This is a genomic window from Terribacillus jepli (genome assembly GCF_047228925.1).
In the GTDB taxonomy this organism is placed as follows: domain Bacteria; phylum Bacillota; class Bacilli; order Bacillales; family Amphibacillaceae; genus Terribacillus.
Window position 1 is genome coordinate 12,233 of sequence record NZ_JBFEGH010000024.1, and the last position, 25,296, is coordinate 37,528.

Consider the following 25,296-nt stretch of genomic DNA (forward strand, 5'->3'; position numbering starts at 1 on the left):
GGGTATAACGTGCAGATTAAAGAAGTGATTGTCGTTGAAGGTAAAGACGATACGGCTAAGATAAACCAGGCAATCCAAGCGGACACAATCGAGACGAATGGATCTGCCATCCATGATGGTATCATTGATCAAATCAGACACGCACAAGCAAAGCGCGGTGTCATCATATTTACTGATCCTGATTATCCGGGTGAGCGTATACGGCATATTGTCTCCCAGGCAGTACCCGGATGCAAGCATGCATTCCTGTCAAAAGACAAAGCGCGTGCACGTAATAACAAAGGTATCGGTATTGAGCACGCTTCAGCTGAATCGATTCGGACAGCTTTGGAGCAAGTGTATGAGATGAGCGAGATGTACGAACCGGAAATCTCCAGGGAAGCAGTCATCGCATACGGTCTCCTTGGCGGACCAAGAGCGAAACGTCGGCGGGAAAAGCTTGGAGAAAGACTGGCAATCGGCCATACAAATGGCAAGCAGCTTCTCAAACGACTTGCTATGTTCCGCATACCGGAGCAGTTGTTTGTCGAAACGATGCAGCAAATTATACAGGAGGAAGACAATGACGAATGAACGGCATATTGCCACCCCGACAAGGACGAAGGAGCTGCTTAAGAAATATGATTTCTCCTTCAAGAAAAGCCTCGGGCAAAATTTCCTGATTGATACAAATATCCTGCGGAATATCATCCATCACGCAGGAGTGACGGAAGATGTGGGTGCGATTGAAATCGGACCCGGGATGGGGGCACTCACTGAGCAGCTCGCCATTGCAGCGGATAAAGTCTTGGCTTTTGAGATAGATCAGCGTTTGTTGCCAATCCTGGAAGATACGCTGTCTCCTTATGACAATGTAAAAGTAGTGAATGAAGATATCCTGAAAGCAGACGTGCAGCGAGAGCTGCAGCAATATTTCGGGGAACAAAAAATAAAAATCGTTGCAAATCTGCCTTATTATATTACAACACCGATATTGATGAATCTGCTTACAAGGAACTTGCCGATTTCCAGCATTACGGTCATGATCCAAAAAGAAGTGGCAGACCGCATGGCAGCTGCACCAAACACGAAAAGCTATGGTTCCTTATCGCTGGCTATTCAGTATTATACAGAAGCCGCAGTCGTAATGACAGTGCCGAAAACAGCCTTCATGCCGCAGCCGAATGTGGATTCTGCTGTCCTTCATCTTGAGCTGCGCAAGGAACCGCCAGTCCATGTTGAAGATGAAAAATTCTTCTTTGACTTAATTCAGGCATCTTTCGGACAGCGTCGGAAAACGTTGCGTAACAATCTGAACAGACAGTTTGCCTCTCGTTTTTCAAAGGAAGAGCTGGAGGATATCTTGAGCGCCGCCGGAATCGATGGAACAAGACGAGGAGAGTCACTTACGATGGCGGAATTCGCTTCCTTGGCGAATACCTTTACAGCCAGAGGCTGAACCTTTTTGCCCAACCATCATACGCTGTAGAAGAAAGCTTTGGTGGGTGAGGTGAACGGAATGGATTTGGCGATTGGTGATATCGTCACTAGAAAATCATATCAGCATGATTTATTGTTCCGTGTCTCCAGCTTCACGAGCCATAAAGTCATCCTGCATGGTGAGGATATGCGTCTTATCGCTGATGCTCCCCAGGATGACTTAGTGAAGGCTGGAACACGTGAAATAACGAAACGCAAAAAGACATGGCAGGATAAAGAAGACTACTCCTACCGCCTCTTTCGCCAGGATTACCTGCTGATGAAGGATAAGCGGGATTATGAATCAACCTCAGGCTATCAGCATAGCCCGAATTACTTCCAAATTCCTGCAAAGGTACTCCACGTCGATGGAGATAAGACATATTTAAAAAAATGCATTGATTTTTATCAACGCTTTGGAATCCAAGTGCATGGTGTCCATTTGCAAGAGAAAGAAATGCCACTTCAAATTGTTACCCTTCTGGAGAAGATACAACCAGATATTATTGTCGTCACAGGACACGATGCTTTCCAAAAAAGCAAAGGAGACAAATCCGATATCCGTGCTTACCGGAACTCGCAGTATTTTGTCGAAACGGTGAGGGAGGCACGGCGGATTCATCCGCATCTGGACCAATTGATCATATTTGCCGGTGCGTGCCAGTCTCATTTTGAATCCTTGATTCGAGCGGGCGCAAATTTTGCCAGTTCTCCGAGCAGGATAAATATTCATGCCTTGGACCCTGTTTATATTGTTGCTAAAATCGCATTTACCCCATTTATGGAAAAAGTGCGAGTATGGGATGCACTCCGAAATACGCTGACTGGTGAACGCGGACTTGGCGGGATTGAAACGCGTGGACTGCTCCGGACAGGGTTGCCTTTTGTAGATCCAGATGAAGAAGATGAAAGTGTCTAGCCTCCTGTTTTATCGTAATTCTGCCACTGATGCATAATTTTGTATGGATTTGAAAGAATAAAGTGAAATAAGAAACATTTAATCTTTTCATTGACATCAAAATTGGTATGCTGTTATAATAAAAAGTTTTATTTGACTCTATACCTAAAATATGCTATGATTAGATCAGTGAGGTGGAGTGCAGTGGCTAAAACATTAGTGGAAATTAAGCAGGGTCTGGAAGGACAAATTGGTAAACGTTTAAAATTGAAAGCTAATGGTGGGAGAAAGAAAACCATCGAACGTTGCGGAGTACTTGCGGAAACGTATCCAGCTGTATTCATCGTAGAACTCGATCAAGATGAGAATGCGTTTGAGCGTGTCTCCTATAGCTATGCAGATGTCTTAACCGAAACAGTCGAATTGGATTTTGATACGGATGATTTGAACGAAATTGCAAAATAATGCTTGAAGGAAAGCAGGGGAATGCTCCCCTGCTTTTTGTTTTGCCTTTTTTACAAACATCTGACAGGCATAGCAAAACCATTCGGAACAGAGAATAAAAATGTCGTACAATCTCAGAAGGGAGCTGTTTTCTTTGGGCAGAAGAAGAGGAATCATGTCTGATGCACTGAAAGAGGAAATTGCAAAGGAGCTTGGATTTTACGACACTGTACAGAAGGAAGGCTGGGGCGGCATTCGTTCCCGTGATGCCGGGAACATGGTCAAGTATGCCATTGCCATGGCCGAACAGTCGATGCGCGATAAGCAATAAGTCAGGACCCTTCTCTTTTTATAAAGAGGAGGGTTCCTTCTTGTAGGCAGAATAGCCTGTACCTCCTTTTTATGATACAATTTTGAAGAAATTCAACTAAAGTAGGTGACATGACATGCATTTGCTCGAAAAGGCGCCAGCTAAGATCAATCTTTCGTTGGACGTACTGTATAAACGCCCGGATGGCTATCATGAGGTAGAGATGGTGATGACAACGATCGACCTGGCAGACCGGATAGAGTTAATCGTGTTACAGGAGAACAAGATCGAGATCGAATCGGACAATCGTTTTGTACCGAACGATGAGCGTAATCTTGCCTACCGTGCGGCGCAACTGATAAAAGATACATATAATATCGACAAAGGTGTCAAGATATACATAGATAAGCAGATACCGGTTGCAGCGGGTCTTGCTGGAGGAAGCAGTGATGCAGCAGCGGTCTTGCGTGGTCTGAATACGTTGTGGGACTTGCAGCTATCCTTGGATACGCTGGCGGAGCTCGGAGCCAAGATCGGATCTGATGTATCATTCTGTGTATATGGTTCGACAGCATTATCAACTGGACGCGGAGAAAAAATCAAGGAACTCCCAGCCCCACCGGCATGCTGGGTTGTATTGGCGAATCCGGGCATCGGGGTATCCACGCAAACAATTTATCAGCAATTAAAGATCGATACTATCCAGCACCCTGATACACAGGGAATGGTAAATGCTATTGAGCAAGGCGATTTTCAATCGATCTGTGACAAAGTCGACAATGTATTGGAACCCGTCACGCTGAAACTTTGTCCGGAAGTGAAGCAAATCAAGCAGCAGATGGTCGAAGCTGGTGCGGACGCGGTGCTTATGAGCGGAAGCGGACCGACAGTCTTTTCCCTTGTATCGCAGGAAAGCCGAGCTTATCGGATCTATAACAGCCTTAGGGGCTTCTGTGAACATGTATATGTTGTACGGATGCTAGGAGGACGGACGGAGCTTGATTAAAACCGTACGAGAATGTTATTATCTAACAATAACATTCGGTTTTGAGGTGTAGAGATGAAAAGAAGTGAACGTTTGGTTGCGATGACGAATTATCTGATGACTCATCCGCAGCAATTGGTGTCTTTGCCATATTTCTCGACAACGTACGCTGCTGCCAAATCCTCCGTCAGTGAGGATTTGTCGATTATAAATGATATGTTCCAGCATGAAGGTATCGGGTATTTACAATCTGTTTCAGGTGCTGCAGGCGGAGTACGCTATATTCCCGTTTACTCGAAGGAAAATAGTGCTGCTTTTATCGAGGAGCTATGCAGCAAACTGGCGGATTCCGACAGACTATTGCCAGGGGGATACCTATTCATGAGCGATATACTTGGTGAACCGGCAACGGTAGATAAGATTGGCCGTCTATTTGCAACGGCATTTCACGATCGGGAAATCGATGTAGTAGTCACAGTTGCAACTAAAGGTATTCCAATTGCTTATGCAGCCGCTGCTTATTTGAATGTGCCGGTTGTCATTGTCAGACGTGATCCGAAAGTGACAGAGGGATCGACAGTCAGCGTGAATTATGTTTCTGGGTCTTCCAGAAAAATACAGACAATGGTATTATCCAAACGCAGCATCCCGGATCAAGCCAATGTCTGCATTGTGGACGATTTCATGAAAGCAGGCGGAACGATCAATGGAATGAAGAGTCTTTTGCAGGAATTCAATGCAAATGTCACGGCAATCGGCGTATTGGCCGAAGCAGAAGATGAAGAAGAAGAACGTGTCGTCGAGGATTACACATCATTGATCAAGATTCAGAATGTTGATGTACGCAACCAGCGGATCGAGGTACAAAAGGGCAATTATTTCAACTGACAGAGCTTTCCCACCCTTTCTATAAATTTTTAAAAAAAGTTATATTTTGAGCAGGGTTTTCCAGCTTTATGTAGAATTACTGGTAATAAGTTCTAAATAAGGTAAGGGTGGTGAAGCATAATGGAAGTAACTGACGTAAGATTACGCCGCGTTAATACCGAGGGAAGAATGCGTGCTATCGCTTCTATTACAATGGATCAAGAGTTTGTGGTACACGATATTCGTGTCATCGAAGGAAATAATGGCTTATTTGTCGCTATGCCTTCCAAACGGACACCAGATGGTGAATTCCGGGATGTAGCACATCCGATCAATTCCGGTACCCGGAGTAAGATTCAGGATGCTGTATTGCAGGAATATCACCGTGTAGGAGAAGAAATAGAAGTGGAGTATGAGGAAGCCGCTGGCGCTTCTTGATATGGTGTTTAATAGATGGCAATGGCGTCATCTTTCATAAAGGTGTAATTAACAGCTGTTCTAACATATGGAATGGCTGTTATTTTTATGCATTAAACCCGGTTGAATACAAGCAAATTTATCTCGAATTACCTGAAATCAAGCCTGGCTCCTGTTGAAATGACAATTATTTTAAGATATATTTACAGAGGATAAAAGAATGGAGGGTTGGCATGTCAAACCGATATGCAGTCATCCTTGCTGCCGGCAAAGGCACCAGGATGAAATCGAAGCTGTACAAAGTGCTGCATCCTGTCATGGGTAAACCTATGGTACAGCATGTTACTGACCAGTTAAATTCTTTACAATTAGATAAATTGATTACAATTGTCGGGCATGGGGCAGAAGACGTGAAAGCTCAGCTTGGAGATGCAAGTGAGTACGCTCTTCAAGAAGAACAGCTCGGAACTGGACATGCAGTCCTACAGGCTGAAACATTCCTGAAAGACAAAGAAGGTGTGACAGTCGTATTAAGCGGAGATACACCACTGATTACAGGCGATACCATCCAAGCCTTGCTCGATCATCATGAACAGCAGGGAGCAAGCGCCACAGTGCTGACTGCAAAAGCTCTAGATCCTGCAGGTTATGGCCGGGTCATCCGCAGTGATGCTGGAGAAGTTCTTCGCATCGTCGAGCATAAGGATGCCAATGCCGAAGAGCTTCTGGTTGATGAAATCAACACGGGTACATACTGCTTTGATAACAAACTATTGTTCCAAGCATTGCATAATGTTTCGAATGATAATGCCCAGGGCGAGTATTATCTTCCTGATGTGCTGGAGCTTTTGAAGAAAGATAATAAGCTAGTGACTGCTTACCAAACGTCAGACTTCGATGAAACGATGGGTGTGAACGATCGCGTGGCGCTTTCGCAAGCGGAACGCATCATGAAACGCCGTATCAATGAACATCATATGCGTAATGGCGTTACGATTATCGATCCAGACTCAACTTATATCAGCACAGATGCCGTAATCGAGCCGGATGTCACCATCTTGCCGAACTCGATGATCCTTGGTAAGACGGAGATCAAAGAAGATGCTGTCATTGGGCCGAACTCGGAAGTAAAGGATGTCACCATCGGCAGTCGTTCTGTTGTGAAGCAAAGTGTAGCACATGACAGCGAAATTGGAAATGATGTCAATGTTGGACCGTTCGCTCACATTCGTCCGCAGGCACAGCTTGGAGATAAGGTGAAGATCGGGAACTTCGTCGAAGTGAAGAAAGCAGTCATCGCTGATGGAAGCAAAGTTTCGCATTTAAGCTATATCGGCGATGCTGAAGTAGGTAAAGATGTCAATATCGGTTGTGGTACAATAACAGTGAACTATGACGGAAAGAATAAACATCTGACCAAAATAGAGGATAATGCTTTTATCGGTTGCAATACGAATTTGATTGCGCCAGTGACCGTCGGCAAAGGTGCTTTGGTGGCGGCAGGCTCAACCATAACGAAAGATGTCCCAGCAGACGCTTTATCGATTGCCAGAGCAAGACAAGAAAACAAAGATTCTTATTTTAAGAATAAATAATTTTGGAGGGTTACTCGACATGCCTTATAATGATCCATCGTTAAAAGTTTTTTCTTTGAATTCCAATCCGGAGTTAGCTAAGTCAATTGCAGACCATATTGGCGTAGAACTAGGTAAAATCACTGTCTCCCACTTTAGCGATGGCGAAATCCAGATCAATATTGAAGAAAGTATTCGCGGCTGTGACGTTTATGTTGTCCAGTCCACTTGTGCGCCTGTCAATCAGCATATGATGGAACTGCTCATCATGATCGATGCATTGAAGCGCGCTTCAGCTAAGACAATCAATATCATCATGCCTTACTACGGTTATGCACGTCAGGATCGTAAAGCCCGTGCTCGTGAGCCAATCACAAGCAAACTGATTGCTGATATCCTGCAAACTGCCGGAGCAACACGCGTTCTGACATTGGACTTGCATGCACCGCAGATTCAAGGTTTCTTCGATATTCCAATCGACCATTTGGTAGGTGTACCAATCCTATCCGATTACTTCGAGAAAAAGAACCTGGAAGATATTGTGGTAGTATCTCCTGACCACGGCGGCGTAGTCCGTGCACGCCGTATGGCAGATCGTTTGAAAGCGCCAATCGCTATCATCGATAAACGCCGCCCGCGTCCTAACGTGGCCGAAGTGATGAACATCATCGGAGAAATCAAAGGCAAAACAGCGATCATCATCGATGATATCATTGATACAGCTGGAACATTGACGCTAGCTGCCAATGCGTTAATTGAAAAAGGCGCAACGGCAGTATATGCAGCATGTTCCCACCCGGTATTATCCGGTCCGGCAATCGAGCGAATCCAAAATTCACAAATTAAAGAGCTTGTCGTTACAAACTCAATTCCTCTTCCTAAAGAGAAACAAATCGACAACATCACACAGCTTTCTATAGCGCCATTGTTCGGTGAAGCAATCGTTCGTATCCACGAACAGCAATCCGTTAGTATCCTGTTTGATTGATTCTATGTTTAGCACTGAAGTCGTAAGGGAATCATTACCTGTAGATGCGTAAAAACTATGGAGGGTGATTACGATGGCAGTAAAACTTAAAGCAGACAAACGAGATAACAATACCAAATCTTATATTAAAGAATTGCGTGAGGAAGGTATCGTCCCGGCAGTCGTGTATGGCAATGGCAAAGAGCCTGTCAGTGTCGCAGTAGATAGTGTTGATTTGCTGAAAACTGTACGTGATGAAGGGAAAAACGCTATTATTTCACTGGATATCAAAGGTAACGCAGTAGATGTCATGCTGCATGATTACCAAACCGATCCTTTGAAAGGAAGCCTTGTGCATGCGGACTTCTACATAGTCAATATGTCAGAAGCGCGTAATGTCGAAGTGCCGATTCAGCTTGTAGGTGAAGCCCCGGGATCCAAGGAAGGCGGCGTTCTTCAGCAGCCATTATACGACTTGGAAATCAGTGCAAAACCGAATGACATCCCGGATCAGATTTCCGTCGATGTCTCCAAACTGGAAGTCGGTGACAGCATCAGCGTTGGTGATTTACCAACAGACGGTGCTTACGAGATCCTGACCGATGCTGAAACAACAATCGCTACTGTTACTGCACCAACTGCAGAAATAGAGACAGATGATACAACTACTGGTGATGCGGATGATGTGGAAGCAATCGAAGAAGGATCCAAGAACGATAAAGAAGATGAATGAATGACGTAAAAGCTGTGCCCGAAGGGCGCAGCTTTTTTTTATTTCGTTTGAACTTTTCTTATATATTGTTCGTCGTATAGTCAGGGAAGGAAGGGGGAGGGAGATGGGGGAATCAACAGAAGCAGCATCGATAGAAAAAGCCAAACAAGATAAATCAGCATTCGGGCAGTTATTCCAGCAATATTATCCGTTTTTATATCGATATCTATTTAAACTTACAATGAACAAAGAAATGACGGAAGACTTATTGCAAGAAACTATGATTCGGGCATATATGAATCTCCACAAATTTCGCTATGAATCAAAATTCTCTACATGGCTGCTATCAATCGCAACCCGTCTATACATAGACGAACAGCGAAAGAGGAAAAGAGATAGAGAAAGGCACCAGAAGTTGACTGAAAATGAAATACGAAAGATGAAATGGGAACTAGGACAAGGCAAAATGGATTGGTCATTGCATTTGCATTTATTTGCATCATTGTCGACGGAGACCAGAACGTTAATACTGCTTCGTCATTATTATGGCTATTCGATAGAGGAAATCAGTAATATGACACAGTTGAGGAAAGGCACAGTAAAATCGCGTATCCATTATGCGCTGAAGAAATTAAGGAAGGAGTGGCAAGATGAAACGGAAACAAGACGACCTGGTGAAAAAAATGAACGAAACGTGGAGAGAAATGGATGAGAAAGTCCATATGGATGTTCCGGATGCCGTGGAAATGATGCAGCAGATAAATTCCGGTGAGAAGCGTTATCGGGAAAAATTACGTAAGGAACTGCATTGGTTTATTGTTCTTGCGTGTGTACTATTATCTGTCTATATAGTCTTGGCTGTTCACATGCTTTGGGTGTTTTATGTGATGCAGCTGTTAGCCATTGTTGCTGTGGTTGCCATAGTGCTAGTTGAGAAAAGCAAAGGAAGGATGACTTGATGACAACGAACGAACTGATCATCACTCTTTTCGTGATCCCTGTATTGCTTGCACAAGGTATCTGGTTATACGTGGATGCTAGAAAAAGGGAGACATATGCATGGGCCTGGGGGATTGTCGGATTGATTCAGTTTCCGATGCCGCTGCTTTGTTACTATCTATTCATCATTCGAAGAGACAAGAGGAGGTACTGAGGTTGGAGAGTTATTTGACATTGCTACTGCCCATCGTAGTCATCCAGTTGATTTTGTTGGGTACAGCCTTGGTCGGTTGTGTACGGGCAGAACATACGCTGGGGCCAAGATGGCTCTGGGTAGTGATCATTTTTTGTATCAGCATCATCGGGCCGATATTGTTTTTTGTTATCGGAAAAAGGAGGGAGATATAAGTGGCAATCCTAAAAGCGCGGGGTTTGACGAAGCGGTATGGAAGGCATGTCGCGGTGAAAGACTTGAATATTCAGCTTGCGGGGAATGAATGCCTGGCACTCCTGGGTCCGAATGGAGCAGGTAAGACAACAACTTTGCACATGTTGGCAGGATTGATTAAACCCGATGCTGGGGTTGTCATGAGTAATAGCAAAGAACTAAGTAAAAGTCAGATTGGCTTTCTGCCTCAGCATCCCACTTTTTTCGATTGGATGTACCCTCAAGAATATCTCATGATGGCAGGGACACTATCTGGCATGACAAAACAAAATATAAAAGAACAAAGCGTACGTGTATTAGGGAAGACAGGGTTATTGGAAGCCCGCAAGCAGAAAATAGGCAGCTTCTCTGGAGGAATGAAACAACGTCTCGGCTTAGCGCAGGCAATATTGCATGAACCAAGAATTCTTTTACTGGATGAACCTGTATCTGCATTGGATCCAGCTGGAAGGATAGATGTTATGAACATCATGGAAGATGTAAAAAAAGAGATGGCCATCCTATTTTCGACACATGTATTGCACGATGCAGAACAAGTATGTGACAATGCACTAATCATGAAGTCAGGTCAAAGCATTTCTTATGAAAGTATAGATGATTGGAAAGGTAATCGGTTGAAAGAGTGTTACCGTCTGGAAACATCAGATCCGCTGCAAATCGAGGGGTTGCCGGAGCTTTTTGATGCTATTTATTTACATGAATCAAAAAAGATCATCGGAACTTTACGGCATGATGTTATGCCAAATACATTGCTGAATAACTGTATCCAACGGAACATAGGAGTCCGATTCTTTGGGGTTGAAGAAAGGACCTTGGAAGACCATTATATCGAGGTGATGGAAAGTTGAAGGAATTCAACGCCTTGTTTCATAAAGAGTGGATGGAAGCTTGGAGAGAAAAGAAGTTGATTTGGCTGCCTGCAGTCATACTGTTAGTGACACTTCTACAACCGATCAGTCTATACTTTATGCCAACTATTTTGGAGAACTCAAATGGACTCCCCCCAGGGGCAGTAATCGAATTACCAATCCCGAGCGGTGAGGAAGTTATGGCAAGTACATTATCTCAATTGCATACAATCGGCACAGCAATCATTGTGCTTGCTTGTATGAATGTAATTGTACAGGAGCGGAATAATGGCTCTCTGATGCAGCTTTTCTCCAGACCTTTGAAAACGGCCTCCTACATCTTTAGTAAGTGGACGATGCTGGTCCTCCTTCATCTAAGTGCATTCAGTTTATCCTATGGGGCAGCTTGGTATTATACAAACACATTATTTTCTAAGGTATCATTTACTCTCGTATGGAAAAGCTTTCTGATTTATTGTCTGTGGATCGTACTGGTTATCACAGTCACATTATTCATTGGTACATTTCTTCGCCGTAGTGGAGGAGTCGCAGGCATATCTATTCTAATATTGGCGAGTATCGGCATTATGTCCTCTGTTTTACCTGACATAGCTGCATATCTGCCATCCAATCTCCTTGTCTTGGCAACGGAAATCCTAGAAACAGACAGAGCGAATATGGATGGGGGAATAATATTAGGCACTACTTTTGCATGTATTACACTGTTACTTTTAGGTATGGTAAAACAATTTGAAAAGAGTGTTAAGTTTTGATGAAGTAGGGTTATTATTGATGCGCAAAGGATATCATAATCTAAAGGCAAAGCATGTCGAGGATGAGAAAGGCAGCATCCTTGATGTGCTTTTTGTGCGGGGAGGAAGGATTTTTCTTTCCGGCCGGAGAAGGATAAAGAGTTGGGTTAGAGACTACTCCACCGTTTCTAACCGGTTTCTTCCGCTTTTCAGTGTTGTCTAGCTCCAGAAACCAGAAACTGCGTCGTTAGCGATAAATCCCTGCGTGGGTAAAGCTCCCACTCCGGGCTTTCTCACTTACTCCTCCGTTTCTAACCGGTTTCTTCCGCTTTTCTTGATTTTTTGTCTTGTATTAGGGTATGATTTTTTGGGAATGGACTATGAGTAAAGGGCGTTTATGAATATGAAAATGATTGTCGGACTTGGGAATCCGGGTCAGAAATTTGATCAGACAAGGCATAATATTGGATTCATCGGGATTGATGAATTGGTGCATCGGCACAATTTGCCATTAACTAATAAAAAGTTCAATAGTGTATATGCGACAGGTTTGATAAATGGGGAAAAGGTGATTTTGGTTAAGCCAACGACATTTATGAATCTTTCGGGAGAAGCAGTCCGTCCGCTGATGGATTATTATAATGTGGAATTGGAAGATCTGGTTGTCATCTATGATGATCTGGATTTACCGGCAGGAAGAATCCGGCTGCGGGAAAAAGGCGGTCATGGCGGCCATAATGGTATCAGGTCCTTGATTGCACATCTGGGGACGAAGGAATTCAAGCGTATCCGTCTTGGAATCGGTCGTCCGGTCAATCAGCAGCCTGTAGTGGACTATGTCCTGCAGCGCTTCCATCAGGAAGAGCTGCCGGACATCGTCGATAGTGTAAAAAAGGCGGCAGATGCTTGTGAAACCTGGTTGAAGGAACCATTCCTGCATGTCATGAATGATTTTAATCGCTGATTCATGGATTGCAACTGGATGTGTATGAATCCGAGCGCTTTCGGGCAGACTTTGACAGAGTCAAATTCAAGTCCCGGAGGCGTGATCATGGCTATCGTATATCGTTGTCGGCATTGCAAAACAAAGTTGGCAGAACTTGATGAATATAAGGTGGATATCAAAGCGCTCGGGTGGGATCGGTTATCCGCAGCGGACTATCAGGAAATGGTGCAGATCGATTCGGGTCATATTGTCTGTCAGGTGGCATGTGAGGAATGTGAAAATGCACTGCAGCAGTACCCGCATTATCACGAGCTGGATCATTTCATGCAATAACGTATAGCTAAATAATATTGTCATAAAAAGCTTTGGTGCGTCAACCAAGGCATTTTTTGCTTATGACATGTACTAGCAGAAGGAGGCATTATGCAAGAGATCAAGCAATTCATCTCAACCCAAGATGATATACAGTCTGTCATCAATGGGATAAAGTCCGGGATGAACGAACAGCTTTTGACAGGATTGTCTGGTTCAGCAAGAGGAGTCCTAGCGACAGTATTGCAAGATGCAATACGTCGGAAGGTGATTCTGGTAACGCACCAGCTGACACAGGCACAAACACTTTATGAAGATGTATTGGAACTGAGTACGCATTCGAATGTGTACCTGTATCCCGTGAATGAATTACTGGCATCCGAGATTGCCATCTCCAGCCCAGAACTTCGCAGCCAGCGCTTGGATGCATTGCGGAATTGGATGCAAAGTGAGAATGGCATATTGATAGCTCCGGCTGCAGCATTAAAACGAATACTGCCACAACCAGCTAAATGGGAAAGCTATCAGCTGGCTTTTCGTGTTGGGGAAGAAATAGAATTGGAGCGCTATTTACTTGCGTTGGTCGATATGGGATATGAACGGACTGATATGGTTGCATCTCCAGGTGAGTACAGCTTGCGCGGAGGTATTTTGGATATCTATCCGCTGACGGAATCAAATCCGATAAGAATCGAATTATTCGATACTGAGGTGGATTCGATCCGTTACTTTGATTCGGATACGCAGCGGTCCTTGGAGAAAAGGGATTCTGTAGAAGTGGGACCCGCCACAGAGTTGCTTATCGATAGGGAAGACATTGCCAGGGCAGCTGATCGGTTGGAGAAAGCTTTAGGGGAAACGATAAGCAAGCTGCAGGCGGATGAACATAAACAGCAAGTACTTGAAGCCGTCAGCCAAGACTTGGAACGATTACGGCAGCAGGAGCGTTTTCAAGGGATGGCCAAGTATGCAGGTTATTTCTATGAAGAGCCAGCTAGTCTATTAGATTATCTTGGACAGGGCGATTATATCATCTTGGATGAAATGAGCCGAATCCAAGAAACAGCCAACCGACTCGATGAAGAAGAAGCAGAATGGCACCATAGTTTGTTGGAGGCGCATCAGACTGTCAGACAGCTGAAATTGTCTTTTGACTGGCACGAAGTACTGCATAGGATGCAGCATCCGCGACTCTATTTAAGTGTTTTCTTGCGACATATACCGAATACACAACCACAAAATATCGTAAACGTGACATGCAGGGCGATGCAGCAATTCCATGGACAAATGCATTTGCTGAAGAATGAGCTGGAGCGGTGGGAAAAAAGCAATTATTCTACTATTTTAATAGCCCCTAACCAGCAGCGTGCCGAGAAGATCCAGGCTGTTCTGGCTGATTATGATATGGAAGCGGCCATTGCTGAGCGAATTTCCCTTCCAGTAAGCACTCCGACTATCATGATCGGTAATATCAGCAGCGGTTTTGAATTGCCATTCCATAAGCTCGCAGTCCTGACGGAGAGCGAACTGTTCAAAAAACGTACTGCAAGACCGAAACGTAAGCAGAAAATATCGAATGCAGAGCGGATCAAGAGTTATCAGGAGCTTTCTGTAGGGGATTATGTTGTTCACGCAAACCATGGAATCGGGCGCTATGTCGGTATCGAGACATTGCAGGTTCAGGATGTGCATAAGGATTTCATGCTGATCCATTATTCCGGGGACGATAAATTATTTGTACCAATCGATCAGATTGATCTTGTCCAAAAATATGTAGGCTCCGAAGGAAAAGAGCCGAAGCTGTACAAGCTTGGCGGGACAGAGTGGAAGAAGGTAAAAAGCCGGGTTCAATCCTCTGTGGAGGATATTGCGGATGAATTGATCAAGCTGTATGCCGAACGGGAAGCTTCCAAAGGATATGCCTTCTCAGAAGACGGTGAGATGCAACGGGAATTCGAAGCGGCCTTTCCTTATCAGGAAACGGAGGATCAGCTTCGTACGATTGATGAAATCAAGAAGGATATGGAACGGGAACGACCAATGGACAGACTGCTTTGCGGAGATGTTGGTTATGGGAAAACCGAAGTGGCAATCCGAGCAGCCTTCAAGGCAATTGCGGATGGCAAGCAGGTAGCAATTTTAGTGCCGACTACTATTTTGGCGCAGCAGCATTATGAAACGATTCTGGAGCGATTCCAGGATTATGCGGTCAATGTAGGACTGATGAGCCGTTTCCGGACGCGTAAGCAGCAAAATGAAGTGATCTCCGGTCTGAAGAGCGGTGTCATCGATGTAGTCGTTGGTACGCACCGCCTCTTGTCCAAGGATATCGTTTATAAGGACCTTGGTTTATTGGTCGTGGATGAGGAGCAGCGGTTTGGTGTAAAACACAAAGAAAGACTGAAGCAGCTGAAGACGAACGTGGATGTGCTGACGTTGACTGCGACACCTATCCCTCGTACATTGCATATGTCCATGCTCGGTGTTCGCGATCTTTCCGTCATCGAGACGCCGCCTGAAAACAGATTCCCGATTCAAACGTATGTCATGGAGTACAATCCAGTCTTCATCCGGGAGGCAATCGAAAGGGAAATGGCCCGGGATGGACAGGTATTCTTCCTGTATAACAAGGTAGAGAACATCGAACGGAAAGCACAGGAAATCGCAGCGCTGGTCGATGATGCAAGGGTGGCCTTCGCACATGGCCAAATGAATGAATCAGAGCTGGAAAGTGTCATGCTGGCCTTTTTGGAAGGAGAGTATGATGTCCTTGTCAGTACGACAATCATCGAGACAGGCGTCGACATTCCGAATGTGAACACATTGATTGTCGACAATGCAGATAGAATGGGGCTCAGCCAGCTCTATCAGCTGCGTGGTCGTGTAGGGCGTTCCAATCGAGTAGCTTATGCGTATTTCACTTATCAGCAGGACAAGGTTCTGACAGAGGTGGCAGAAAAACGTCTGCAGGCCATTAAAGAGTTCACGGAACTGGGATCTGGATTCAAAATCGCCATGCGTGATTTATCGATCCGGGGTGCCGGTAATTTGCTTGGGTCCCAGCAGCATGGCTTCATCGATTCGGTCGGTTTTGATATGTATTCCCAAATGCTCACCGAAGCAGTGGAAGCACGTAAGGCAGGTAAACCTGCAGAGGAAATCAAACCATTCGAAGTGGAACTTGATTTGGATATCAATGCCTATATTCCAGAGTCGTATATCAAGGACGAAAAACAGAAAATCGATATGTATAAACGATTCCAGAGCTGTACATCACAAGAGGAAATCCATGATTTACGGGAGGAGCTGATCGACCGATTCGGTGATTATCCGGAGGAAGTAGGCAACCTCTTCCATGTGACATCGTTGAAGATGTATGCAAAACGGGAGAAAATCGAATCCATCAGCGAGAAGAAGAAAAAACAGCGCATGGAAATTTTGATCGATCCCGATATGAGTCAGCATGTTGACGGCAGTAAATTGTTTGAATTCGCTAATCAATACGGGCGCATGGTACAGCTTGGTACCGAGGATAAGAAATTGAAAATCGTCTTCAATTGGGACAGAAAATCGTATGAGCGCCGTTATGAAATAGCGGAAGAGTTCATTCAAGCAATGCGCGAACTGAAACGAGCCGGCTGATTCTTCCGATTTACTCTAAAAAATTAGCAGGAAATGTATAGTAATGCCGATTCGTATCATACTAACACCACAACTGGTGAATTCTTCTTTTCTTCATAATAAGTAGAAAATACCCCAGAGCAGTTTATGATACAGAAAGAGAGGCAATCGAAGATGAAGGCTACAGGAATCGTACGTAGGATCGATGATTTGGGACGTGTTGTCATCCCGAAGGAAATACGCCGGACATTGCGCATTCGAGAGGGGGATCCGCTGGAGATCTTTGTTGACCGTGATGGTGAGGTCATTTTGAAGAAGTACTCTCCGATCAGTGAGCTAGGCGACTTCGCGAAAGAATACGCGGAAGCTTTATTTACGTCGATCGATCATGGTGTCCTGATTTGTGACCGCGATGAATACATTGCAGTTGCAGGTGAGTCGAAGAAAGAATACATGAATAAAGGTATTGGTTCTGTGGTGGAAAAAGCAATGCAGGACAGAACAACCGCTACGATCAATCAAGCGGGTAATGTAGAGCTTGTGGAAGACAAGGATGACGAAGTGCAGGCATATGTGGTCAGTCCGATCATCGCCAGCGGCGATCCGATCGGGTGTGTCGTCATTGTCAGCCGCAACGATGGAGAGCTTAGCAAGGTCGAGGAAAAAGCAGCAGAAACAGCTGCCAATTTCCTTGCGAGACAGATGGAATAATGAACAGGAATCCCGCAACGATCATGTTGCGGGATTTCTTTTATGCTAAGCTAAAAGCTAAGGGGAGGGAAGCTTATGATCGAGGAGCATGCTAACGGCCTTTTATTGAACCGGACAACGATGCTTGGTGAGAGGAACTGGCGCGATGATGATACCTACAAATTAGTATTCAGTCCCAAAGGCCATGCCATCTATCAATTTCCGCAACAACAGTTGGAATTATCTGAAGGGGAAGCCATCCTTCTGAATCCGCATGATCTACATAAACAACTCCACCATTCTGCTGAAAAATGGATTGTTGAATTGCGACCTGGCTTTGTAACGGAACTGGCACAAGAAATAGGAAAATATAAGGTGGATCCAATGTTCGCATTGGTTACATGTAAACATTCGATCATACACCAATGGTTTTCGACAACTAGTTTATATTGGAGTATGGCAACAGAATCAGAACAAGCAGTGTGGCTTGAGAACAGCTTGATTCAGCTTGCATTGATTATCTTCCGCCTTGTGCCAGGATCTTATAGCGATAATTGGGACATCTCCGGATATGAACCATCTGTACATATTGTCCAGGATGCTCTTAAACAAAGTTTTGATCATGATTGGACATTGGACGAGATGGTTCAGCTGACGCAATTGGGAAAATTTCAATTCAGTCATCTTTTTAAACAGGAGACAGGTCTGTCGCCTTATAGTTGGCTTCAAGTATATCGCGTCATCAAAAGTCAGGAGCTGCTTTGCAGAACCGACAATTCGATTTTATCGATTGCCATGCAAGTTGGCTTTAAGAATGTATCCTCATACCATGCTATATTTCGGCGTATTTACGGTCAGACGCCAGGATTGTTTCGAAAAAGGATCCGTAACAGATAGAAACATGCAATAAGCAGGATTCCCAGTCCGCTTATCAAAATAAGACTGCGAATGGTGAAGAACGGCAACAAAACTGCATACAGGGCCAGTGACAGTGTATTTGCTGCATAAAGTAATACAGCATTCGAGCTGAAGGCCTTTCCCAGCATGGTATTGGGGACATAGGCCTGTATAAGATAAACTCTGGTTAAACTGCTTATCGGCAGACCGATTCCGATAAGCATAGCGCCGATGAAGAAAGAAAATGGCATATAAATGAAACCGATCATAGTTATTCCGAAACCCCATATGAGGCATCCGAGTATATATTTTTTCATATCCAATTGTTTTAGCAGTAGCGGAAGCAGAATGCTGATCATTGTCGCTCCGGTACCGTATAAAATCTGCAAAGCGTTATACCAAGCTTCTCCGTTATGTGTAATTTCATCGAACGCGAGCAATATACCAACCTGCCATACCCATGTATTGAAAAACACAACAAAAAAGGTAGTCATAAAAAGATGTATAAGGTTAGACTCATTCCGAATCCACGCCAGGAAATCCGAAATGGAACCATAGAGGGACATGATGGATAGCCTATTTATCTCTAATGCAGGCATAGTCGGCAAACGGGATAGGCAGAGCGCACTAAGTGCATAAGAAACCGCATCTATGACAAAGAAATAGACAATATCTGTATGCATAAGCAACCACGCTGCCAGAATCGGACCTATCAGGGAAGCAGAACGCTGAATGGTGTCCCAGACACTATTTGCAGCAGATAATCTCTTTTCGGGAACTATCGCTGGGAGGACAGCACGATGGGTTGGATTGAAAAAGCAGCCACAGCATTGCAGCAGGAAACTTCCAACCAGAAGATGAGGGTATGCCAGCCAATCCTGTATATAGAGAATGATGATTGCGGTTAGGATGATAAGCCTCACCAAGTCAACGATAACCATCAAATTTCTCCTATTGACCTGGTCCGCGATGGCTCCTCCAATCAATCCCAAAAGCAGGTACGGTGCTGTTTCAGCAATGGCAACAAAAGTTGTCTGGATGCTGGAGTCAGTCATACGGTATGCAAGAAAAAGGAAGGCTAATCCTGATAAGACATCGCCGATGCGAGAAATGGCTCCTCCTGAAAAGTAATAAACTGCTTTCTTATTGTTCAACACTTCTTTATACATGCTGTTCACCTCGTCTTTTTAGCATATCTCCTAAAAAGACGTTGGTCGTATCATATCTTGCACGAAGTTAAAGCAAGATATGGTATATGTCTCATGGTATAATCCCAATAGGAAAAGGTTGGAGGAATCATCGGATGGGATTAGGAATGAAGCGGCTGTTTCATGGTGCCTTTGTGCTGGCGGTCGCTGGATTGATCAGTAAGATATTAAGTGCGGGCTATCGGGTCCCATTTCAAAATATAGTAGGGGATAAGGGCTTTTACATCTATCAGCAAGTGTATCCATTCCTGGGGATAGCAGCGAGTTTGGCGTTATACGGTATTCCGGCAGCGGTGTCCCGGCTTGTTGCCGAACGTTACCGCAATGTATCCCCTTCATTGCGTTCATTTTATTTACCAATTGGAACATTTTTGTTCGGTTTGGCCGTGATCACATTTGCTCTGTTATATATAACTGCTCCGCAAATAGCTGATCTGATGGGGGATGCTGCATTAGAGAAGCCGCTGCGGGCAGCGGCATACATTTTCTTGGCTGTCCCATTCACCTCGATTTTGCGAGGTGTTTATCAAGGGAAGCAAAACATGACACCGACAGCTGTTTCACAAGTGGTGGAGCAGATTGTCCGGGTTGGCTTGATTCTCGTTGTCACTTTCCTGCTTGTACGTACGGGGAGTGATTTGTATGATATTGGAGCTAAGGCTGCACTGGCGTCATTAGTGGGTGCTTGCTTCGGTATCGTGGTACTTGGCATGTATATGAGAAAACAGCCGATCATCTCTACGGTCGAGCAGCGGCTTTCGTGGATATATATCATAAAGACAATTCTCGTATATGGCTTCTTTATTTGTCTAAACTATATGCTATTACTTCTCTTACAGTTTGCGGATGCTTTCACTCTTGTATCCGGCCTGCTTGATCATGGTTTGGGTTTGGATGCGGCACGCGAATGGAAAGGGATATATGATCGCGGTCAGCCGCTTGTCCAATTAGGCATTGTCGTCGGCTCTTCCTTGGCATTAGCGTTTGTGCCGTCCATTACGAAAAAACAGCTCAAAAGTGAAAAGAAAGCTGTCATTAAACTGATGCAGAGCGGATGGAAGCTTAGTTTTCTTCTATCCATTGCAGCAGCAGCTGGATTGATCATTCTGTTTCCGCTTATCAATGAACTATTATTCAAAGCCGATGTCGGTACATATTCGTTACAAGTATTCATGCTGACAATCTTTGTTTGTTCGCTGACATTGACGACAGCATCGATGCTGGAGACGTTAGGGAAATGGAAGCAAACAGCAGTTATCATCGCAGTCGGCTTCCTGCTTAAATGGTTCCTGAATGAATGGCTCGTGCCAATCTACGGCATCATGGGTGCTTCATTGGCGACCGTCATTACGGTAGCTTGCATACTGGCAGGTAATTTGTACTTGCTGAAACGCTATCTGCCGGAGATTAAGTTGTTCCAGCTTCCGTGGAAGAGTCTGATTGTCGGACTGTTGTCCATGCTTGTCGCTGTTGGGTTATTCTACATAGCTGCTGTCGAATTGTTTCACGTGAAAACACGAATTTTGTTATTGATATATGTATTGTTTGCTGTACTCGTCGGTGCTGCAGTGTATGGAATAACTTTGATCCGGACAGGGGCATTCAGCCGGACAGAGCTAGTGTCGTTGCCATTCAGCAAACGATTATTGGGTTTGGAAGGGAGAAATAAGAAATGAAGCATACCATTGAAGTGGTCGGACTTGGTGGCGGAGATATCAATCAATTATCACTAGGAATCTACAAGAAATTAAAAGGTCACGGAAAACCGATATTCGTCAGGACAAAGGACCATCCTGTCGTACAGACGCTGCAAGAAGAAGGAGTGGAATTCCATTCCTATGACGAAATCTACGAAAATTATCCTGATTTCCAATCGGTTTATGAAGAAATAGCTAACAGCTTGTTCCGGCAAGCCGAGGAAGGCTCTTTGATATATGCAGTTCCTGGTCATCCGATGCTGGCGGAGATGACAGTTCAGCTTCTGCTGGCACAACAAGAAGTCGACGTGAAAATCATCGGAGGACAAAGTTTTTTGGATGATTTATTCTCCGCCCTGCGGATCGATCCGATTGATGGCTTCCAGTTTGTTGATGCTACGTCATTCCGGCGCGACGAGCTGGAGTATAGACAGCATCTCATCTTCTGTCAGGTGTACGATCAAATGGTTGCCTCCGAAGTGAAACTTGAATTGCTGGAGGATTTGCCGCCAGAATATCCAGTTACCATCGTAGATGCTGTAGGAAGCGCGAATGAGAGCATCAAGACCGTCATGCTCGAAGACTTGGATAGAAGTGTGGAATTCAGTAATCTGATGAGTGTTTATGTGCCGCCGGCAGTGTCACTGGAGCTGAACCATAAGTTTTACAGGTTGCGTGAGGTGATTCGGACGCTTCGCGGGCCGGGAGGCTGCCCATGGGACCAGAAGCAAACCCATGAATCACTGCGGCGATATGTAATTGAAGAAGCTTATGAACTCATTGATGCCATTAATAAGGAAGATGATGAGAATCTCATCGAAGAACTGGGGGATGTATTGCTTCAAGTCATGCTGCACAGTCAAATCGGTGAAGATGATGGATATTTCACCATCGATGACGTTATCAGAAGTGTGACGGAAAAGATGATTCGCCGTCATCCACATGTTTTTGGCGAAGCGGTCTTGGAAACAGAGGAAGAATTACAAACGAGCTGGGAAGCTATTAAGCAGGAAGAAAAAGCAGAGCACAACCAGGAGCAAGAAGAAAAATCACTGCAGCCGGAGCTGATGAAAGCAGCAGAGCTTGGCAAGCAGATGGCATCTCCTGCTAATATGGCACAGCTGCTGTCCGAATTAAGCAGAAGGGCATCAGAAGCGGCACTGGATGAAAAAGTCGTCGGAGAGCTTCTGTTTGCTATTGCCTCTTATGCAGGCTATTATAAAATAAATCCCGAAATTGCTTTACATCAGGCAATAGAGGGTAATAAAAGTACGGATAAGGGAAGTGAATGACATGCGTTTAGACAAGTTTCTAAAAGTGTCACGTTTGATCAAACGGCGGACATTGGCTAAAGAAGTGGCCGATCAGGGCCGTATCACAATCAATGGTATCCAAGCGAAAGCATCCACGAATGTAGCCGTGGGAGATGAAATGGCGATCCGCTTCGGTCAGAAACTGCTTACGATCGAGGTGCAGCAGCTGAGGGAAGCTGTTAAGAAGGAAGATGCTGCGACACTGTACAAAGTGAAAAAGGAAGAACCTGTACAATAAAAATCCGTTCTAACCTTGTCCCTGGCCTCATAGATTGTTAGGGATAAAAGGGAGGCGGTAACGATGGATCAAACCCGGAAAGTACAAGCGGATCATGATATAAAGATGTTCAGTCGGAAATCGCTCGAGATAAGCGGTGTCAAGGAAGTGGACAGCTTCGATAGCGAAGAATTCCTGCTCCAGACAGAAATGGGTTATATGATCATTCGCGGGAACAACCTGCATATGAAGAATCTCGATTTGCAGGAGGGTAAGGTGTCGATCAAAGGCAAAATCCAGGAGCTGTCCTATTTGGATGAGCATCATGGGGAGAAGGCTAAAGGACTCTTTAGCAAGCTCTTCAAATGACGCTGACCGTCCAGTTCCTCACCATAGTGTCGATGATTGCCGGCGGAGTCTATCTTGGTGCAGCCATGGATACGTTCCGCCGCTTTGAACGGCACTGGAAAAAGCAGGCTGTCATGCGTTACATCATGGAGTGCAGTTTCTGGCTGATGCAGACTTTGCTGCTGTTTTTCCTGCTGTTCCAAGTGAATCAGGGAGAAATGCGTTTTTATATCCTTTTAGCATTGTTATGTGGTTTTGCAGGGTATAGAGCCTTATTTCAGACAAGCTATCAGCGTGTGCTCGAATGGCTCATCCGTATCATCCGACGAACGATATTCATTACGAAGAGGGTTTTACAGGTGCTTATCCTGACACCAATCCGACTGGTGATCCAAGGACTGCTGATGCTGGCAGGGGGAGTCATTGCGCTCTTATGGAAATTGATCCGATTGGTGTTGGTCGTCCTCTTTTACCCGATACGTCTCATTGGTCGGCTCGTGTGGAAGCTGACACCTGAAAGGTACCGAAAAAATTACTCCAAATTAGCAGGTATCTATAGTAGAATGAAGAATATAGCAAGGAAGGTATACGAATCACTGCGCAGAACAAGGAGGTAAAACAGGCGTGGCAAGAAAGAAACGAAACGTAACGAAGATGGAGTCCAGCTACACGAGACAATACGATGCATATACGGAACGGCAGCGGAAAAAGCAAAAAAGACTCTTTCGGCGTTTGATCTTGTTCGCCGCTTTTGCAGTTGTTCTGCTTGGTTTGATGACAGGGTATCATATTCATCAGCGCGGTGTTTATGCTGCTAAGCAGACAGAATACAAAGAGAAGCAGGAAGAGTTAGCTAGCTTGCAAGATAAAGAAGAGGATCTCAAAGAGGAAATTGAACTTTTGAATGATAAAAGTTATGTACTGGAAATCGCCAGGACTAATTACTTCTATTCTAAAGACGGTGAGACCATTTTTAAGATCACTGAAGAAGAACCCTCTTATTGACACCCTTTTCCAAGCTTTTATATAATATATAAGTAGTATATTTCTTTCAAACTTTAAGGAGGAGCATTTTTTTTATGTCAATTGAAGTAGGCAGCAAGTATCAGGGTAAGGTAACAGGAATCACTAATTTCGGTGCTTTCGTAGAACTGCCAGGCGGATCTACTGGACTAGTGCATATTAGTGAAGTTGCCGATAATTACGTGAAAGACATTAATGAACATTTGTCTGTCGGTGATATGATCACAGTCAAAGTCATTAATGAAAAGGACGGAAAGATTGGGCTTTCCATCAAGAAAGCAAAAGATAATCCGCCGCCAGCACGCCGTAACAACAACAGAGGATCCGGACATGGCGGTGGTCACCGCGATCGCACGGAATCGTTTGAAGCTAAAATGAATCGCTTCCTGAAGGATTCAGAGGACCGTCTTGCGTCCCTTAAGAAACACACAGAATCAAAACGCGGTGGCAGAGGCGCTAAAAAAGGTTAAACTTGCTGTCTATATTGGGATTTGATAAAAATGCAAATCTTAAGATACAAAACATGGAATCGGATGCGTGAAGCATTCGATTTTTTTTGTATACAAAAAAACAAGGAATGCAATCTGCATTCCTTGTTTAAAGATAGCGGCGGAGGGGATCGAACCCCCGACCTCACGGGTATGAACCGTACGCTCTAGCCAGCTGAGCTACACCGCCATATGAAATTAAATGTTTCAAAGCACAAGTAATATAATATAACAGCATACGTCATATGTCAACAATATTTTTTTGATATCGTTTGGCAGGAAGATTACGGTATAGTAAGTATATAGATAGGGGAGGGGATCAGGATGATTTGTCTTGTCAGACATGGAGAAACGGATTGGAATAAGCTAGGTAAAGTGCAAGGAAGTACCGATATCCCATTGAATGAAACAGGAGTCAGACAGGCGCAGGCTACTCGTGATTATCTGGCAGGTAGTGATTTTGAATTGATCATTGCAAGTCCGATGAAGCGGGCAAGGAAGACTGCTGATATCATTAATGAAGCATTGCAGCTGCCGATCGTGGAAATGGAAGGTTTCGTCGAAAGGGGATTTGGCGAAGCAGAAGGTCTTACTAAAGAAGAACGAGAAGCGAAATATCCTAGCTTTGATTTTCCTGGTATGGAAACATGGGAGGATCTAGTGGAACGGGTAATGCAAGCATTGCAAGAAGTGAATGCGAAATATGGAGACAAGAAAATATTGCTCGTCGCACATGGGGCAGTAATTTCCGCGATTTTATCAACCATCTCGGATGGGGAGTATGATCTGGAGAATACGCGTCTTGTGAATGCTTGCTTAAGCAATATCCAATTCGTCGAAGAAAAATGGAAAGTACATAATTACAATCTTTCTGATCATTTAGCGAATATATAAAAAACCTGCATCCAGCTCGGATG

The 25,296-nt window shown here is 44.5% G+C and carries 31 protein-coding genes and 1 tRNA gene; 30 read left to right on the plus strand and 2 right to left on the minus strand.

The genetic code is table 11. From position 1 onward, the window contains the following. Nucleotides 1-9: 9 nt before the first annotated feature. The 22 genes from rnmV (at nucleotide 10) to AB1K91_RS19125 (ending at nucleotide 18,085) form a co-directional block, all read left to right on the plus strand. Nucleotides 10-573: a ribonuclease M5 gene (gene rnmV / locus AB1K91_RS19020; RefSeq protein WP_413092160.1), complete on the plus strand. Its 564-nt coding sequence runs from the start codon at nucleotides 10-12 to the stop codon at nucleotides 571-573. Beyond that, a complete protein-coding gene (gene rsmA / locus AB1K91_RS19025; RefSeq protein WP_413092162.1) occupies nucleotides 563-1,438 on the plus strand; it encodes a 16S rRNA (adenine(1518)-N(6)/adenine(1519)-N(6))-dimethyltransferase RsmA in 876 nt (291 codons plus the stop codon). The genes rnmV and rsmA overlap by 11 nt, the downstream gene beginning before the upstream one ends. A gap of 60 nt (nucleotides 1,439-1,498) precedes the next feature. Then, nucleotides 1,499-2,377: a sporulation peptidase YabG gene (gene yabG / locus AB1K91_RS19030; RefSeq protein ID WP_413092231.1), complete on the plus strand. Its 879-nt coding sequence runs from the start codon at nucleotides 1,499-1,501 to the stop codon at nucleotides 2,375-2,377. 183 nt (nucleotides 2,378-2,560) lie between these two features. After that, on the plus strand, nucleotides 2,561-2,821 hold the full coding sequence (gene veg, locus AB1K91_RS19035; RefSeq protein WP_038562465.1) for a biofilm formation stimulator Veg: 261 nt from the start codon (nucleotides 2,561-2,563) through the stop codon (nucleotides 2,819-2,821). Between the two features lie 133 nt (nucleotides 2,822-2,954). After that, nucleotides 2,955-3,131, plus strand: coding sequence for a small, acid-soluble spore protein, alpha/beta type (locus AB1K91_RS19040; protein WP_038562461.1), 177 nt, complete (start codon nucleotides 2,955-2,957; stop codon nucleotides 3,129-3,131). A 115-nt stretch (nucleotides 3,132-3,246) separates the two neighbouring features. Continuing rightward, a complete protein-coding gene (ispE, locus tag AB1K91_RS19045; protein ID WP_413092165.1) occupies nucleotides 3,247-4,116 on the plus strand; it encodes a 4-(cytidine 5'-diphospho)-2-C-methyl-D-erythritol kinase in 870 nt (289 codons plus the stop codon). A gap of 54 nt (nucleotides 4,117-4,170) precedes the next feature. Continuing rightward, the gene (purR, locus tag AB1K91_RS19050; protein WP_413092166.1) at nucleotides 4,171-4,983 is read left to right on the plus strand and encodes a pur operon repressor; all 813 of its coding nucleotides are present in this window, start codon (nucleotides 4,171-4,173) and stop codon (nucleotides 4,981-4,983) included. A gap of 120 nt (nucleotides 4,984-5,103) precedes the next feature. After that, nucleotides 5,104-5,400, plus strand: coding sequence for a septation regulator SpoVG (spoVG, locus tag AB1K91_RS19055; RefSeq protein WP_411216461.1), 297 nt, complete (start codon nucleotides 5,104-5,106; stop codon nucleotides 5,398-5,400). Between the two features lie 212 nt (nucleotides 5,401-5,612). Continuing rightward, the gene (glmU, locus tag AB1K91_RS19060; RefSeq protein WP_413092168.1) at nucleotides 5,613-6,974 is read left to right on the plus strand and encodes a bifunctional UDP-N-acetylglucosamine diphosphorylase/glucosamine-1-phosphate N-acetyltransferase GlmU; all 1,362 of its coding nucleotides are present in this window, start codon (nucleotides 5,613-5,615) and stop codon (nucleotides 6,972-6,974) included. Between the two features lie 19 nt (nucleotides 6,975-6,993). Next, nucleotides 6,994-7,941 (plus strand): ribose-phosphate diphosphokinase, encoded by a 948-nt coding sequence (locus tag AB1K91_RS19065; protein WP_413092170.1) that lies wholly within the window; start codon nucleotides 6,994-6,996, stop codon nucleotides 7,939-7,941. A 73-nt stretch (nucleotides 7,942-8,014) separates the two neighbouring features. Further along, on the plus strand, nucleotides 8,015-8,653 hold the full coding sequence (locus AB1K91_RS19070) for a 50S ribosomal protein L25/general stress protein Ctc (protein ID WP_413092172.1): 639 nt from the start codon (nucleotides 8,015-8,017) through the stop codon (nucleotides 8,651-8,653). 103 nt (nucleotides 8,654-8,756) lie between these two features. Further along, a complete protein-coding gene (gene sigY, locus AB1K91_RS19075) occupies nucleotides 8,757-9,344 on the plus strand; it encodes an RNA polymerase sigma factor SigY (RefSeq protein ID WP_413092174.1) in 588 nt (195 codons plus the stop codon). Beyond that, on the plus strand, nucleotides 9,283-9,591 hold the full coding sequence (locus AB1K91_RS19080; protein ID WP_413092176.1) for a YxlC family protein: 309 nt from the start codon (nucleotides 9,283-9,285) through the stop codon (nucleotides 9,589-9,591). The genes sigY and AB1K91_RS19080 overlap by 62 nt, the downstream gene beginning before the upstream one ends. Then, nucleotides 9,591-9,785 (plus strand): transcriptional regulator, encoded by a 195-nt coding sequence (locus AB1K91_RS19085; protein ID WP_413092233.1) that lies wholly within the window; start codon nucleotides 9,591-9,593, stop codon nucleotides 9,783-9,785. Before AB1K91_RS19080 ends, AB1K91_RS19085 begins: the two co-directional genes overlap by 1 nt. A 2-nt stretch (nucleotides 9,786-9,787) precedes the next feature. Continuing rightward, nucleotides 9,788-9,979, plus strand: coding sequence for a PLDc N-terminal domain-containing protein (locus AB1K91_RS19090; protein WP_413092178.1), 192 nt, complete (start codon nucleotides 9,788-9,790; stop codon nucleotides 9,977-9,979). Then, the gene (locus AB1K91_RS19095; RefSeq protein ID WP_413092180.1) at nucleotides 9,980-10,867 is read left to right on the plus strand and encodes an ABC transporter ATP-binding protein; all 888 of its coding nucleotides are present in this window, start codon (nucleotides 9,980-9,982) and stop codon (nucleotides 10,865-10,867) included. Then, nucleotides 10,864-11,640: an ABC transporter permease gene (locus tag AB1K91_RS19100; RefSeq protein ID WP_413092182.1), complete on the plus strand. Its 777-nt coding sequence runs from the start codon at nucleotides 10,864-10,866 to the stop codon at nucleotides 11,638-11,640. Before AB1K91_RS19095 ends, AB1K91_RS19100 begins: the two co-directional genes overlap by 4 nt. A gap of 382 nt (nucleotides 11,641-12,022) precedes the next feature. Continuing rightward, nucleotides 12,023-12,583, plus strand: a complete 561-nt coding sequence (gene pth, locus AB1K91_RS19105) for an aminoacyl-tRNA hydrolase (protein WP_413092184.1) — start codon at nucleotides 12,023-12,025, stop codon at nucleotides 12,581-12,583. Nucleotides 12,584-12,670: 87 nt separating this feature from the next. Next, entirely contained in the window at nucleotides 12,671-12,898 is a 228-nt protein-coding gene (locus tag AB1K91_RS19110) for an anti-sigma-F factor Fin (protein ID WP_413092185.1), read from the plus strand. A 90-nt stretch (nucleotides 12,899-12,988) separates the two neighbouring features. After that, nucleotides 12,989-16,519 carry a transcription-repair coupling factor gene (gene mfd, locus AB1K91_RS19115; RefSeq protein WP_413092186.1) on the plus strand — a complete coding sequence of 1,177 codons (3,531 nt, stop codon included), beginning with the start codon at nucleotides 12,989-12,991 and terminating at the stop codon, nucleotides 16,517-16,519. Nucleotides 16,520-16,672: 153 nt separating this feature from the next. Then, a complete protein-coding gene (spoVT, locus tag AB1K91_RS19120) occupies nucleotides 16,673-17,209 on the plus strand; it encodes a stage V sporulation protein T (RefSeq protein WP_413092188.1) in 537 nt (178 codons plus the stop codon). Nucleotides 17,210-17,284: 75 nt separating this feature from the next. Further along, complete coding sequence (locus tag AB1K91_RS19125; protein ID WP_413092190.1) at nucleotides 17,285-18,085, plus strand: AraC family transcriptional regulator; 801 nt, start codon at nucleotides 17,285-17,287, stop codon at nucleotides 18,083-18,085. On the opposite strand, the gene AB1K91_RS19130 is transcribed toward AB1K91_RS19125, so the two are convergent. Beyond that, nucleotides 18,043-19,254 (minus strand): MFS transporter, encoded by a 1,212-nt coding sequence (locus AB1K91_RS19130; protein WP_413092192.1) that lies wholly within the window; start codon nucleotides 19,252-19,254, stop codon nucleotides 18,043-18,045. The two genes, AB1K91_RS19125 and AB1K91_RS19130, sit on opposite strands and share 43 nt — an antisense overlap. Nucleotides 19,255-19,388: 134 nt before the next feature. Here AB1K91_RS19130 and AB1K91_RS19135 point away from each other — a divergent pair, with 134 nt between their 5' ends. The 7 genes from AB1K91_RS19135 to AB1K91_RS19165 all read left to right on the plus strand — a co-directional run bounded on the left by AB1K91_RS19135 (nucleotide 19,389) and on the right by AB1K91_RS19165 (nucleotide 24,361). Then, entirely contained in the window at nucleotides 19,389-20,969 is a 1,581-nt protein-coding gene (locus AB1K91_RS19135; protein ID WP_413092194.1) for a putative polysaccharide biosynthesis protein, read from the plus strand. Then, entirely contained in the window at nucleotides 20,966-22,282 is a 1,317-nt protein-coding gene (yabN, locus tag AB1K91_RS19140; RefSeq protein ID WP_413092195.1) for a bifunctional methyltransferase/pyrophosphohydrolase YabN, read from the plus strand. The genes AB1K91_RS19135 and yabN overlap by 4 nt, the downstream gene beginning before the upstream one ends. Before the next feature lies 1 nt (nucleotide 22,283). Next, a complete protein-coding gene (locus AB1K91_RS19145; RefSeq protein ID WP_093728738.1) occupies nucleotides 22,284-22,541 on the plus strand; it encodes an RNA-binding S4 domain-containing protein in 258 nt (85 codons plus the stop codon). Between the two features lie 63 nt (nucleotides 22,542-22,604). Beyond that, the gene (yabP, locus tag AB1K91_RS19150; protein ID WP_413092197.1) at nucleotides 22,605-22,889 is read left to right on the plus strand and encodes a sporulation protein YabP; all 285 of its coding nucleotides are present in this window, start codon (nucleotides 22,605-22,607) and stop codon (nucleotides 22,887-22,889) included. Then, on the plus strand, nucleotides 22,886-23,485 hold the full coding sequence (gene yabQ, locus AB1K91_RS19155; protein WP_413092199.1) for a spore cortex biosynthesis protein YabQ: 600 nt from the start codon (nucleotides 22,886-22,888) through the stop codon (nucleotides 23,483-23,485). Before yabP ends, yabQ begins: the two co-directional genes overlap by 4 nt. Before the next feature lie 7 nt (nucleotides 23,486-23,492). Beyond that, complete coding sequence (locus tag AB1K91_RS19160; RefSeq protein ID WP_413092201.1) at nucleotides 23,493-23,873, plus strand: FtsB family cell division protein; 381 nt, start codon at nucleotides 23,493-23,495, stop codon at nucleotides 23,871-23,873. Nucleotides 23,874-23,947: 74 nt separating this feature from the next. Beyond that, the gene (locus tag AB1K91_RS19165) at nucleotides 23,948-24,361 is read left to right on the plus strand and encodes a S1 domain-containing RNA-binding protein (RefSeq protein ID WP_093728742.1); all 414 of its coding nucleotides are present in this window, start codon (nucleotides 23,948-23,950) and stop codon (nucleotides 24,359-24,361) included. Nucleotides 24,362-24,495: 134 nt separating this feature from the next. On the opposite strand, the gene AB1K91_RS19170 is transcribed toward AB1K91_RS19165, so the two are convergent. After that, a tRNA-Met gene (locus tag AB1K91_RS19170) sits at nucleotides 24,496-24,569 on the minus strand. A 128-nt stretch (nucleotides 24,570-24,697) separates the two neighbouring features. Here AB1K91_RS19170 and AB1K91_RS19175 point away from each other — a divergent pair. Then, nucleotides 24,698-25,273: a histidine phosphatase family protein gene (locus AB1K91_RS19175; RefSeq protein ID WP_413092235.1), complete on the plus strand. Its 576-nt coding sequence runs from the start codon at nucleotides 24,698-24,700 to the stop codon at nucleotides 25,271-25,273. Nucleotides 25,274-25,296 lie beyond the last annotated feature (23 nt).

Excerpts from the sequence above, each read along its gene's own strand:
- AB1K91_RS19070 (WP_413092172.1), top strand. The coding sequence starts at position 8,015 with ATGGCAGTAAAACTTAAAGCAGACAAACGAGATAACAATACCAAATCT.
- AB1K91_RS19130 (WP_413092192.1), bottom strand. The coding sequence starts at position 19,254 with ATGTATAAAGAAGTGTTGAACAATAAGAAAGCAGTTTATTACTTTTCA.
- mfd (WP_413092186.1), top strand. The coding sequence starts at position 12,989 with ATGCAAGAGATCAAGCAATTCATCTCAACCCAAGATGATATACAGTCT.
- pth (WP_413092184.1), top strand. The coding sequence starts at position 12,023 with ATGAAAATGATTGTCGGACTTGGGAATCCGGGTCAGAAATTTGATCAG.
- spoVG (WP_411216461.1), top strand. The coding sequence starts at position 5,104 with ATGGAAGTAACTGACGTAAGATTACGCCGCGTTAATACCGAGGGAAGA.
- sigY (WP_413092174.1), top strand. The coding sequence starts at position 8,757 with ATGGGGGAATCAACAGAAGCAGCATCGATAGAAAAAGCCAAACAAGAT.
- AB1K91_RS19165 (WP_093728742.1), top strand. The coding sequence starts at position 23,948 with ATGTCAATTGAAGTAGGCAGCAAGTATCAGGGTAAGGTAACAGGAATC.
- AB1K91_RS19145 (WP_093728738.1), top strand. The coding sequence starts at position 22,284 with ATGCGTTTAGACAAGTTTCTAAAAGTGTCACGTTTGATCAAACGGCGG.
- AB1K91_RS19125 (WP_413092190.1), top strand. The coding sequence starts at position 17,285 with ATGATCGAGGAGCATGCTAACGGCCTTTTATTGAACCGGACAACGATG.
- AB1K91_RS19065 (WP_413092170.1), top strand. The coding sequence starts at position 6,994 with ATGCCTTATAATGATCCATCGTTAAAAGTTTTTTCTTTGAATTCCAAT.
- spoVT (WP_413092188.1), top strand. The coding sequence starts at position 16,673 with ATGAAGGCTACAGGAATCGTACGTAGGATCGATGATTTGGGACGTGTT.
- rsmA (WP_413092162.1), top strand. The coding sequence starts at position 563 with ATGACGAATGAACGGCATATTGCCACCCCGACAAGGACGAAGGAGCTG.
- yabG (WP_413092231.1), top strand. The coding sequence starts at position 1,499 with ATGGATTTGGCGATTGGTGATATCGTCACTAGAAAATCATATCAGCAT.
- AB1K91_RS19085 (WP_413092233.1), top strand. The coding sequence starts at position 9,591 with ATGACAACGAACGAACTGATCATCACTCTTTTCGTGATCCCTGTATTG.
- glmU (WP_413092168.1), top strand. The coding sequence starts at position 5,613 with ATGTCAAACCGATATGCAGTCATCCTTGCTGCCGGCAAAGGCACCAGG.
- AB1K91_RS19080 (WP_413092176.1), top strand. The coding sequence starts at position 9,283 with ATGAAACGGAAACAAGACGACCTGGTGAAAAAAATGAACGAAACGTGG.
- purR (WP_413092166.1), top strand. The coding sequence starts at position 4,171 with ATGAAAAGAAGTGAACGTTTGGTTGCGATGACGAATTATCTGATGACT.
- yabP (WP_413092197.1), top strand. The coding sequence starts at position 22,605 with ATGGATCAAACCCGGAAAGTACAAGCGGATCATGATATAAAGATGTTC.
- AB1K91_RS19110 (WP_413092185.1), top strand. The coding sequence starts at position 12,671 with ATGGCTATCGTATATCGTTGTCGGCATTGCAAAACAAAGTTGGCAGAA.
- yabN (WP_413092195.1), top strand. The coding sequence starts at position 20,966 with ATGAAGCATACCATTGAAGTGGTCGGACTTGGTGGCGGAGATATCAAT.
- ispE (WP_413092165.1), top strand. The coding sequence starts at position 3,247 with ATGCATTTGCTCGAAAAGGCGCCAGCTAAGATCAATCTTTCGTTGGAC.
- yabQ (WP_413092199.1), top strand. The coding sequence starts at position 22,886 with ATGACGCTGACCGTCCAGTTCCTCACCATAGTGTCGATGATTGCCGGC.
- AB1K91_RS19135 (WP_413092194.1), top strand. The coding sequence starts at position 19,389 with ATGGGATTAGGAATGAAGCGGCTGTTTCATGGTGCCTTTGTGCTGGCG.